The 10681-nt window shown below is 60.6% G+C and carries 11 protein-coding genes; 6 read left to right on the top strand and 5 right to left on the bottom strand.

The features are described 5' to 3' along the window. Positions 1-193 precede the first annotated feature (193 nt). From NUH19_RS07320 to NUH19_RS07295, 6 genes are all read left to right on the top strand, one after another. Positions 194-460 (top strand): hypothetical protein, encoded by a 267-nt coding sequence (locus NUH19_RS07320; RefSeq protein WP_262315898.1) that lies wholly within the window; start codon positions 194-196, stop codon positions 458-460. A 643-nt stretch (positions 461-1103) separates the two neighbouring features. Further along, complete coding sequence (locus NUH19_RS07315) at positions 1104-2231, top strand: baeRF6 domain-containing protein (protein WP_262315897.1); 1128 nt, start codon at positions 1104-1106, stop codon at positions 2229-2231. Between the two features lie 699 nt (positions 2232-2930). Beyond that, entirely contained in the window at positions 2931-3467 is a 537-nt protein-coding gene (locus NUH19_RS07310; RefSeq protein ID WP_262315896.1) for an RNA polymerase sigma factor, read from the top strand. Continuing rightward, positions 3451-4539, top strand: coding sequence for a hypothetical protein (locus NUH19_RS07305; protein ID WP_262315895.1), 1089 nt, complete (start codon positions 3451-3453; stop codon positions 4537-4539). The genes NUH19_RS07310 and NUH19_RS07305 overlap by 17 nt, the downstream gene beginning before the upstream one ends. Before the next feature lie 207 nt (positions 4540-4746). Beyond that, the gene (locus tag NUH19_RS07300) at positions 4747-5031 is read left to right on the top strand and encodes a type II toxin-antitoxin system RelB/DinJ family antitoxin (protein ID WP_262315894.1); all 285 of its coding nucleotides are present in this window, start codon (positions 4747-4749) and stop codon (positions 5029-5031) included. Beyond that, positions 5018-5344 carry a hypothetical protein gene (locus tag NUH19_RS07295; RefSeq protein WP_262315893.1) on the top strand — a complete coding sequence of 109 codons (327 nt, stop codon included), beginning with the start codon at positions 5018-5020 and terminating at the stop codon, positions 5342-5344. Before NUH19_RS07300 ends, NUH19_RS07295 begins: the two co-directional genes overlap by 14 nt. A gap of 45 nt (positions 5345-5389) precedes the next feature. On the opposite strand, the gene NUH19_RS07290 is transcribed toward NUH19_RS07295, so the two are convergent. From NUH19_RS07290 to NUH19_RS07270, 5 genes are all read right to left on the bottom strand, one after another. Next, on the bottom strand, positions 5390-5602 hold the full coding sequence (locus NUH19_RS07290; RefSeq protein WP_262315892.1) for a hypothetical protein: 213 nt from the start codon (positions 5600-5602) through the stop codon (positions 5390-5392). Further along, on the bottom strand, positions 5603-5827 hold the full coding sequence (locus NUH19_RS07285; protein ID WP_262315891.1) for a hypothetical protein: 225 nt from the start codon (positions 5825-5827) through the stop codon (positions 5603-5605). A 156-nt stretch (positions 5828-5983) separates the two neighbouring features. Further along, complete coding sequence (locus tag NUH19_RS07280; protein WP_262315890.1) at positions 5984-7360, bottom strand: PTS sugar transporter subunit IIC; 1377 nt, start codon at positions 7358-7360, stop codon at positions 5984-5986. 578 nt (positions 7361-7938) lie between these two features. Beyond that, on the bottom strand, positions 7939-9303 hold the full coding sequence (locus NUH19_RS07275) for a PTS sugar transporter subunit IIC (protein WP_262315889.1): 1365 nt from the start codon (positions 9301-9303) through the stop codon (positions 7939-7941). 579 nt (positions 9304-9882) lie between these two features. Continuing rightward, positions 9883-10635 (bottom strand): MurR/RpiR family transcriptional regulator, encoded by a 753-nt coding sequence (locus tag NUH19_RS07270; protein WP_262315888.1) that lies wholly within the window; start codon positions 10633-10635, stop codon positions 9883-9885. Positions 10636-10681: the final 46 nt, after the last annotated feature.

The following is a 10681-nucleotide window of genomic DNA, read 5'->3' as shown; positions in this document are numbered from 1 at the left end:
ACCTTGGAATCAGCATCTAAAGCCAGCAACTAGCGAAACCGCGTAAGCAATGAAGGGTCGCAATCCAAAAATAGGATTGCGGCCCTTCTCAGTTTGCAAGACGGTCGATTATTGGGTGCTTACGACTTTTTTGTCCAAAGCGTTAAGGTTATTCCGGATTCTGAATATTGCACGTTTTGGGGGAGGAAGATTAATGAAAAAGTGGCTCAAGTTCGGCATCGGGGTGCTGGCCGGCGTGTTGCTCGGCGTCGCGCTGGTCTTGGGGGTGCAGGCGCGGCCCCAGGCGCCGGCGGCCTTCACCATTGTGACGCGGCCCTCGCAGGCCAGTCGGATCAGCTATCGCAACGTGTCGTTCCCCAATCCCGGCCACGCCCGGTGCGTCGTGGTTCGCTACCGGCACCCCGCCACCAGCAAGGCCTGGACGTACGGCCTGTACAAGCTGGCGCCGGCGAACCAATAATCGGGCGGGGTCTCGCAACGCATTGGTTGAGTCGCACGGGACGACCACCTGAGTCGGTGGTAAAGGCGCTAGCACCGCGGCCCGATGGCTTTTTGACCGTTGCGAGTCAAATTGTTTGACGGTAAACTGGTCCGGTGTTAAGCTATCCGCGAATGATTGTTCTTGTGCGGGGAGGCAGCAAAAGGCCACAGCTGCTTTGTTATCCACCGCGCGGGGCACATCCTGCGGCTCGCACCGCAGCCCCCACCCATGCCAAGCCGCAGTGTATTGCCACACGGCTTTGAGCTCGAGAGTTTTAGTGCAACCCCGGAATCAAGCGAGGGGAAACCAGGGACCCGGATTCGCACCACCCCACCGGCTGCAGGCCGGCCACCGCCACTCCCAAGCGAGTTAGCCGCGCGGTGTCCGGGACCGGTGGGCGCAATGGCACCACCACGGTCAGTAGAAGTCAGGAACGTAACCGAATCAGGCCAAGGCCACCGCGTCGTGTAAGTGCGGTGGCTTCGGCGCGGCCGCCGCAACTTTCGGGTTGCGGCGGTTTTTTGCGACCGCGAGCGGTGTGAGCTAATTCTTTGTGTCAGATATTACCATTCTGATATTCTGAGGTTGTGACCCGTTGCCCAGAACGAAGGGAGAGACCGCAATGCTGACGCAAACCGAACTGACACTGCAACAATTCCTGGCCGCCTCGGACGGCCCGTTCGTGACCCTGTACCTGCCGCTGACCACCCACGACGGTGACAAGCTGCGGCTGAAAATGCGCCACCTGACCGACCACGCCCAGGCGGTGATGGCCGAGACTTGGCCGGCCAGCGACTGGACCGATTTTGGCTCGCAGCTGGGCGGCGACCTGCTGGATGCCGCCCAGCTCGCCCGGCTCGACGGCGCCGGTCTGTGCGTGATCGTCGCAAGCGGGGCCCGCTACACCCGCACCCTGGCCTACCCGGTCCAGGAAACCGCGATGGTGACCGCGCTGCCGCAGGTGCTGCCGCTGATTTTGGACGTGCAGCGCCAGTTTGACTTTGACCTGCTGACGCTTGCGACCGACCGCATCGCGCTGTACCGCAACGACGGCGACCACCTGACCCAGGTGGCGCTGCCGCAAGACGCCCCGGTGACGCTTGAGGCCGCGCTTGGCACCGAGCTGCGCGGCGGCGGCCTTAACAGCGTGTCGCGCGGCGCCGGCCACGTCGGCTACCACGGCCACAACGAGAAGGCCGCCGTGGCGGAGGTCGACCGCCGCCGCTACTACCAGGCCGTCGATGCCTACATCGCCGACCATTACTCCAAGCCTTTTGCCCGGCGGCTGATTCCGGCGGGGCTCCGGCAAAACCTCGCCGTCTTCCGCCAGGTCAGCAAGAACCCGCACCTGAGCGGCTCGATGCAGCTGGAGCTCAACGCCTACGACCTCAGCCTGCAGGAGCTCGACGTCCAGGTCGACGCGCTGCGGCTGGACCACAGCCTGCGCGACCACCAGAAAACGCTGGCGGAAATCGACTACGCCCGGGGCAGCGCCCGGTTCTCGGATGATCTGGCGACCATCGCCGCTGCCGTGGCCGACGGCGCCGTGGCGATGCTGGTGATCCAGCAAGGGGCCCGGATCAACGCGCTGTTGAACCCGGACTTCACCCTCGACCGTGAGTCGCCCCGGGCGGTGCATAACAACCTGCTCAACGACCTGGCCGACTACGCGCTGGCCCGTGGCGGCCAGGTGCGGGTGCTGCCGGCCGAGCTTTTGGCTGTGCCGGCCTGTGCGGTGATGCGGTACTAAAAAGGCAGGACCAGTCACGCTTGGCGGATCGATTGCCCGCGACCAGCCGCTTTACGCCTAGAATTCGTCCGTGTTATACTGAATACACAAAGGACGACGCCCAGGCAAGAGCGTCGTCCCGCGCAGACTGCCGCGTTAAGAGCGGTAGCACCTGTTATCTTGCAAACATTACGCCGCCTTCCAACTGTGCAAAGTTAATCGGGCGGCGTTTTTGCTTGCTCATTTCCTGAACTTTCGGAATTCGTGCCTCAGCTTGCGGACTTCTTTGAGAAAGCCGGTCGCCGTTTTGCAACAACGTGTCGCCACGTATAGCAAGCCGGCGAGCTCGCTGATGATCACGATGGCCTCTTGTAGGAACGAGGTCATGAGGTTGCACTGTACTCCTTTCTACCAGATTCCGACGGCCAACGGTCATTCCACCATTGGCATCACCCTCTTTCGATTGGGTACCACCGCTCATATCACTTTGTCTGCTAACCATTAGTGTAACAGGAGCGGCGTTGTTTTGACTAGGTGGTGCGAAGCCTCGCCACAGCGAGGGGGTCGCGCGGGGCTGATTTTTTTTGTATCACTTTTGCGCGGTGGTCGCCGATTCGTCGGCGGCCTTTTTGGCGGCCAGCAAAATAATTATGCGACCGCTGTCAGAAATCGGGAGGCGCCGCCGTATTATAGGGTGAGGAGAGAATAGGAGGTGGGGACATGGACGATTCGGCATTGGTGGCGGCGCTGAGGCTGCACGACGACCAGGCGATGCTGGCCCTGATCGAGACGTACGGCGCGTTCGTCCGGCAGGTGGTCTGGCACAACATGACCAGCGCCTACGAACGCGGCTACACCAGCGACATCGAGAACCGCACGTACTACAAGGTCTGGACCAAAATCGACCAGTTCGACCCGGCCAAGGGCAGCTTCAAGAACTGGCTGGGGGCGATCGCCCAGAACCAAACGCGCGACTACCAGCGGGGGCTGGCCGCCAGCTTCCAGTTTCTGGACATCGACACGGTGAATCTGGTCGAGCCGGCCCCCGAACCGGCGGCGCCGCTGGACACGACCGCGCTGTTTGCCGCGTTGAGTGACGACGAACGGGCGGTGTTCGAACGTTTTTTCAACCAGGACCAGATCCCGGCGCAGATCGCCCGGGCCCTGCACATGCGCCGCAGCACCGTGTATCAGCACCTGTCGCGCGGACGCAAGAAGTTGCGCCAAGGAGGTGGCCTCAATGCCTATTCTGAGTAACCCGTTCGTCGAGGTCGTCAACGGCATGAACGGGATCAAGACCCGCCCGGTCGGCCTGAGCGACTACCTGCAGCAGCGCTACAACGCGCGGAAGGCGTCCTTGTACATCACGATGCAGCAGGTGCTGGCCAAGGTGACGGCCATGCTTGAGCCCGGCGAGCGCATCGTCAACATGATGCCGATGACCAACGAGGAGAACTCCGCGATGGCAACCGACGGCGTGATGGGCATGTACGCCCCCAAGACAGAAGACACCAAGCAGTACCTGAAGGCGCAAGACAGCCTGCGCGGCAACCGCCTGATGGTGTTCACCACCACGCGCATCTTGTTTTTCACGGTCATCGAGTTCCTGGACAACGACGCGGCCTACTTCTCCTACCCCTACGACCACATCAAAAAGCTCCAGCTGGCGGAGCGGTCGCTGAACTACTTGACCCAAAAACCGGTGAACACGCAGCTCAAGATGCCGGGGGCCGGGGGCCAAACCGACGCGGCGAAAAGCGCGACGGCTGGCAAGTCCGGGCAGGTTCCGGAGGCCGACGCCCCAGCGGCCGAGCGAGGGGCGACGGCGGCATCGACCACCCAGGCCGCCGAAACCACCCGGGTCGCCGACACCGCAGCGGCCGCCCCAGGCACGGCGTCGGCCGCGGCGCCGGCCGACGCGAGTCCGGCTCCCCAAGCCGCGGCCAAGCCCCGCCGGCGCGGTTTGGTCGACAGCATCGCGCAGGCGACCGGCTCGGCTGATGGGGGCCTGGTCAACGCGCAGAAGACCTGGCAGCGCGAGAACCGCATGTGGTACGTGCTGGATTTTCAGACCAGCGACGGCAACGTGTTCACCGAGAGTTTGACGAAGGTCAACGGTGAGCAGTTCAAGCGCAACCTCCTGACCATTCCGGGGATGCAAGACATCGAAGTCACCGAGCACGTGACCCGCAACAACGGCTTCGAAAACATCGCCAGCAACACCACCCTCCAGGCCCGGGCGATGATCGGCTGCATGACTGTCCTGATCGTGCCGGTGACCATCTACCTGATCTGGATGTGCATCCAAACCCTCCTCGGTAACGCGTAAGCTTTGAGCCGCCGCCCCCCGCGGCGGCTTTTTTGATGCCGGCGCTGGTTGACCAACCGACCGGCCGGTCCCGGCGTGACCCACTCAACTGCAAGAATCGGCCCCGCCGCAATGCGACGAGGCCGATTTACTTTCTGATACTGCCCATGGTACCATTAAGTGAGTACGATGGTAGTGATAGATGCCGAATGCGAAAGGAGTCTCGCCATGATTCATGACAAAAAGCGGCTTCAGATTAAGATTGATCAGGAACTGAACGATGAGGCCAATGCGGTTTTCGCACAGCTCGGTCTGACGCCGACCGCCGTGATCACCGCGATGTACAAGCGAGCGGTGGCAGAAGGCGCGGTGCCTTTCAGCCTGAGCCTGACTGAAGACGAGAAGACGGCACTGGCCCTGAACCAGGCCGTCGCCGAATACGATGCACCGCTTATCACCGGTAAAAAGGCCGTTGCGGATTACCTGCTGGGTGATGACGATGAAGACGAATAGCGTCGGTATCGCCTACGTTACGTTCGCCGATCGGGACGGCCGCGGCAAGGCGCGACCAGTCCTGATTTTTGACGCGCTCGGGCAGCCTCGGGCATTCAAAATCACATCCCAATACCAGCGCAAGTCGCCGCAGATTCGCGCGAAGTACTTCGCCATTACCGACTGGCAAGGTGCGGGGTTGCGCAAGCCGTCTTGGATTGATCTGAACAACATCCTGAATCCGGCTGACCTGCCGAATTTCACGCCAATCGGCCACCTTCAGCCGGTGGATGTGCGGCGACTGCTCGCCTTCCTGACTGCCCTTGAGGCGTGAGAACTGCAAAAATCGGCCCCGCCGCAATGCGACGAGGCCGATTCTTTAATGTGTCTGCTTATCCGATTCCGAAGACTCGGCCTTGTGCTTCTTGCTGCGACGCGTGATCAGCCAAAAGCCGAGCAGCGCGAACGCGACGCCAATCGTCAAGGGAACGGGACGCGGATTGCTGACCCCAGGGCCCGCTGGCGAGTACATAATCAGGTAAAACCCGATAGCCAGGAACAGCAACCCGGCGGAGCCGTAGCTCTTTTTCACTTACTTCTCGACGCCAACTTGGAAGTAGAGAACAGACGCCCAGCGTTGCGCCTTGATCGTTGCCTTCGCCAGCTTGGCGGCGGCATCGAGGTCTTCCATGTTGGTTTCGAACAGCAGCTTCATGCCGGACTTCTTGACGAACTTGAACGTGACGCCGTTTTCGTTGTAAGCGTTGAGGGTTTCGATCATCTTGTCGGCGGAAATCGGTGCGTTAATAAAAATCATGAGATTGGCTCCTTTGATTATTGGTGGGTACAACTACATGATAAGCCTTTGGCCCGGGTAAGCGCAACCAGCAGGGCCAAGCCTCCGGCGTTGTCCCAGAGAAACGAACAGGCGGCGCAACGCCAACGCGTTGTGCCGCCTGCTTTGGGCTGTTGCTTAGTCCTCGACGGATTCTTCCTGAACCTTGCTGGAGGCCAGGACGAACGGCATCCAGATGACGAAGGCGACAACCATGTTGAACAGCGCGAGCAGCGCAGCACGGAAGTCGAAGTTCGTCGCCATGAAGGCGTTCAGAACCGGTGGGGTGATCCAAGGCACCGCAATCTGAACTGGGTTGACCCAGCCAGCGATGGTGACAAGGTAAGCGATGATGGTGTTGACAACAGGAGCCACGATGAACGGAATGAAGTAAACCGCGTTCAAAACGATTGGCAGACCGAACATAACAGGCTCGTTGATGTTGAACAGACCAGGGGCAAAGGCCAGCTTTGCGACGGTGCGTTCATCGGCACGCTTGGAGAAGATCAGGATCGCAATCAGCAGAACGATGGTACCACCTGAACCGCCGAACCAAACGTAGGCATCGAAGGATCCGCGAACCCACTGGAACGGAAGTGGCTGGTGGTTGGCCAGGGCCTGGATGTTTTGAATCTGGGAAGTCCCCCAGATGGATTCCAGAACCGGGCCGAGCACGTTAGGACCATGGATCCCGAAGAACCAGAAGACCTGAACGAGCAGGGAAACCAGGATAACCATCCAGCCGCTCTGACCTGCGTGCAGCAGCGGTGCCTGGATCGTGGCAGACAGCCAGTCCCCGAACACTTTGCCGGTGAAGGTGGTGAAGAAGTAGTTGATGATGGCAACCAGGTACAGGGCCGCGATCCCTGGGATCAGGGAAGTGAAGGCCTTAGAAACTGCAGGTGGGACGGTGTCTGGCATCTTGATGGAGATATCCTTCTTCATCAGGAAAATGTATACAACCAGCGCCAAGGCACCGAAAATCATGGCAGTAAACAGACTTGCAGAACCTAAGTTAGCCGTGGAGAACGCAGAGTTGACGGTGACGGAAGAGCTGGTCGCCGGAGCACCAGCGTCGGTCAGGGTCTTAACTGCGGCAGCACCGAGCTTACCGAACTTGGCGGTATCGATGGCGAACGTGGTCGTCCCGTTGATACCCATGAAGAAGGCAGCCAGGGAAATCAAGGTCCCGGCGACGCCGTCAACATCGTACTGGCTGGACAGGTTGTAGCCCCACATTGCCGCGAAGAAGATCGCGAAGATCGTCAGCGATGCCGTCCCTACCGTGTTGTCGATCGTGATGATCGGCTGAACCGCCTGAACGAAGCCGTCCCAACCCCATTGAGTTGGGTAGGTTTGAAGCAGCGCGTTCAGCAAGGTGGACAAAGAACCAGCCATGGTGATTGGCAGCGTGGCGATAAAGGCATCACGCAGCGCAACCAACCACCGAATTGAGCCGATTTTCGCCGCAACAGGCACGACGTACTTTTCAAGCCAATTCATAATTGCTTGCATATATCTAACCTCCCTAAGATTTGAGCAAACCCTTGCGTACCCGCTGGTCGAATTCATGACATGTCACGCATTGGTGGGGACATGTATGGACTAGTGTGTACAAACAATGATTCGATGAGCCGCATTCGCCGCCGGCCATCACGTCTGATGATGGTGGCTAACTGATCCAACCCCCCCGGATAGGACCAGTGACAGCTCCCGATTTCGGCCGAAATCGATGTGACCCGCACGGCCACAATGCCAAGTGTAACCGGTTGCACCTCAAAAGTATAGGATTTAAGCGTACAAAAAAACGCAGGAACATTTATAAAACAAGTTTTATATTTGGAACAAATTCCAAAGACGGCAGCGTTTTCCCGGCCGGTGGTGGCCGGTGTGTCCGATTTCACGCGGTTCGCCGGTTCGCTGCGGGAACGGGCAACCGCATTCATGACGGGAAATATTCCGGTGTCGCGACGGTCGCGACACCGGCGACCCGACCGCGACGACCCGACCGCGACGACCCCGGCAACCCCGACCGCGGCCACGCAAAAATGCCGGGCGGCGGCCCGGCATTTTCGGTAGGTGTTGCGTTCAGCTTATTCCTGCGGCTGCGCCTCTTGCACCCGGCTGGAGGCCATGACGAACGGCACCCAGATGGCGAAGGCGACAATCATGTTGAAGATGGCCAAGGCACCGGCTCGCCAGTCGAAGTTGGTCGCCATCACGGCGTTCAGCACTGGCGGCGTGATCCAAGGCACCGCAATCTGCACCGGGTTCACCCAGCCGGCCGCGGTCACGAAGTAGGCGACGGTCACGTTGACCACCGGGGCCAGGAGGAACGGGATGAAGTAGATGGCGTTCAGCACAATCGGCAGCCCGAACATCACGGGTTCGTTGATGTTGAACAGGCCAGGGGCCAAGGCCAGCTTGGCCACGGCCTTTTCGTCGGCCCGTTTGGAGAAAATCAGCAGGGCAATCAAAAGCACAATGGTCCCACCGGAGCCGCCGAACCACACGTAGGCGTCAAAGGAGCCACGCACCCACTTGAACGGCAGCGCATCGCCGGCAGCCAGCGCCTGGATGTTTTGAATCTGGGAAGTACCCCAGATGGACTCCAGGACCGGGGCCAACACGTTCGGCCCGTGAATCCCGAAGAACCAGAACACCTGGACCAGCAGCGTGACCAGGATCACCATGCCGGCACCTTGCCCGGCGTGGAGCAGCGGCGCCTGAATCGTGGCGGAGAGCCAGTCCCCGAACACGTGGCCGGTGACGCTGGTGAAAATGTGGTTGACAATCGACACCACGTACAGCGCCGCGATCCCCGGAATCAGGGACGTGAAGGCCTTGGCGACGGCCGGCGGCACACTGTCGGGCATCTTGATCGTGATGTCTTTGCGCATCAGCCAGATGTAGATCACCGAGGCCAGGGCCCCGAAGAGCATGGCGGTGAACAGGCTGGTGGAGCCGAGGTTCGAGGTGGAAAAGGCGGAGTTGATGGTCAGCGCCTTGTCGCCGACCACGACACCGGCGTCCGTCAGAATTTTGGTTGCGGCCTTGGACAGGTTATTGCCCAAGACAATGCTTGCGGTGCCGTTGATGCCCATGAAGAAGGCGGCCAAGGACACCAAGGCGCCGGCCACGCCATCCACGTCGTACTGGCTGGACAGGTGGTAGCCCCACATGGCGGCGAAGAAGACCCCAAAAATGGTCAAGGACGCGGTGCCGATGGTCGAGTTCACCGCGATGAACGGCTGCACGAAGTCGACGAAGCCGTTCCAGCCCCATTGCGCGGGGTAGGTACCTAAAAGGGCGTTAAAAAGGGTGGCCAGGGAACCGGCCATGGTGATCGGCATGGTGGCGATGAAGGCGTCACGCAGCGCCACCAGCCAGCGAATTGAGCCGATCTTCGCCGCGACGGGCACGACATATTTTTCAAGCCAATTCATCAAAGCTTCCATAAAGTGTTCCTCCTAACTTAGGCGCCGGCGAGCGGCGCGTCAAGCCGGGCTGGGCCCGGTGGTGGGAGTGCGGTGCAAAAATGGAATCCTGGCCAGAATTCGGTGGCGTTCCTGCCACAATCTAAGCGTAACCGATTGACCAACCCCATGTACAATAATTAGATATGGTGGTTAATTATTTGGCCGCCGGGTCGCGGCGCGAGGGGGCGTCGCGGCGGTGGCAACGCATGCGCCGCAACGCCGGCGCTTGTGGCGGCACCGGGTGGTTATGGTAGCGGTTAGATGCGACCTGGACAATATTTGTCGCAATGGAACTTGTCACGGCCCGGCCGCCGAATTTCCCGGGCAATCGTGGTGGTGCGGTCGCCAGTTACCACGTGACCGCACGGTTGCCGGTCGCCGCAGGGCTTGCCGGCCAGCGCTGCGATTGCTGGGAGCGGCGGCCGCACCCCGCCCATCGCAGTACCGGCCACGCCACCCCCACCCGACAGGCGGTCAGACGGCCACGCCACCCCAACCCGGAGCGGCCGGCCACGCCAAAAAACCCCACCCGGCGGCAGTCGGGTGGGGTGCTATGGGCTAAAGCGTCTCTGCGGCCTGGGCGTCGGCCAGCTTGTGGGCCAACAGCTCGATCAGGTAGATGATCGGCACCTGGGTGGTGAGGTTCAGGTCGCCGTGCTTGATTTCGGGCATGTAGTAGGCCAAGACCAGGTCGGACATGTGAGCCAGCGTCGAGTCCGAGCGGTTGGTCAGGGCGATCACGAACACGCCGTTTTGCTGGGCCCGGGAGGCCATTTCGATCACCTGCTGGCTTTCGCCGGACACGGACAGGGCGATCATCACGGTGTCTTGCAGGACCGGGTTTTGGACCGGGAACGGGTAATCGGTGTCGGTGATGGCCAGGCTGAACTTGCCGACGTTGGACCAGTACCTCGCACCGTACTCGGCGAGGGCCTGGCCGGTGCCGATGCCGCAAAGCAGGACCATCGGCGCCGGTTGAATGTGGGTCAACGCCCGGTCGATCAGCTGCGTGAAGTCCGGGGAGTTCACGCTTTCGAAGAATTCGGCGACGGGAATGGAGATGTCGTAGCCGGTTTGGGGCTGGGCGGCGGCGAGCTTGGCGCGGTGCTGTTTGAGGGCGTAGCGGAGCTCGGAGTAGCCCTCAAAGCCCATTTTGTTGGCGAAGCGCAGAATCGTGGTGGTGCTGACATGGGCCTTTTCCGCCAGCTCACGGATGGTCATCTTCTCCACGCTGGCCTGGTGCTGGTTGATATAGGTGTAAACGGCCGACTCGAGGCCGTTCAGGGTCCGCAACTTGTCATACGGGAACACGCCTTCATCTCCTACTGACGATTTTCTTCACTCATCATACCATAAC

Origin of the sequence: Lacticaseibacillus parakribbianus (assembly GCF_025490915.1) — a bacterium.
Lineage (GTDB): Bacteria > Bacillota > Bacilli > Lactobacillales > Lactobacillaceae > Lacticaseibacillus > Lacticaseibacillus parakribbianus.
The sequence above is the reverse complement of the archived record's forward strand: the minus strand, read 5'-3'. Positions and strand labels throughout refer to the sequence as shown.

What these genes read in the sequence shown, in the direction of transcription:
- NUH19_RS07320 (WP_262315898.1), top strand. Translation starts at nt 194, where the DNA reads ATGAAAAAGTGGCTCAAGTTCGGCATCGGGGTGCTGGCCGGCGTGTTG.
- NUH19_RS07315 (WP_262315897.1), top strand. Translation starts at nt 1,104, where the DNA reads ATGCTGACGCAAACCGAACTGACACTGCAACAATTCCTGGCCGCCTCG.
- NUH19_RS07310 (WP_262315896.1), top strand. Translation starts at nt 2,931, where the DNA reads ATGGACGATTCGGCATTGGTGGCGGCGCTGAGGCTGCACGACGACCAG.
- NUH19_RS07305 (WP_262315895.1), top strand. Translation starts at nt 3,451, where the DNA reads ATGCCTATTCTGAGTAACCCGTTCGTCGAGGTCGTCAACGGCATGAAC.
- NUH19_RS07300 (WP_262315894.1), top strand. Translation starts at nt 4,747, where the DNA reads ATGATTCATGACAAAAAGCGGCTTCAGATTAAGATTGATCAGGAACTG.
- NUH19_RS07295 (WP_262315893.1), top strand. Translation starts at nt 5,018, where the DNA reads ATGAAGACGAATAGCGTCGGTATCGCCTACGTTACGTTCGCCGATCGG.
- NUH19_RS07285 (WP_262315891.1), bottom strand. Translation starts at nt 5,827, where the DNA reads ATGATTTTTATTAACGCACCGATTTCCGCCGACAAGATGATCGAAACC.
- NUH19_RS07280 (WP_262315890.1), bottom strand. Translation starts at nt 7,360, where the DNA reads ATGCAAGCAATTATGAATTGGCTTGAAAAGTACGTCGTGCCTGTTGCG.
- NUH19_RS07275 (WP_262315889.1), bottom strand. Translation starts at nt 9,303, where the DNA reads ATGGAAGCTTTGATGAATTGGCTTGAAAAATATGTCGTGCCCGTCGCG.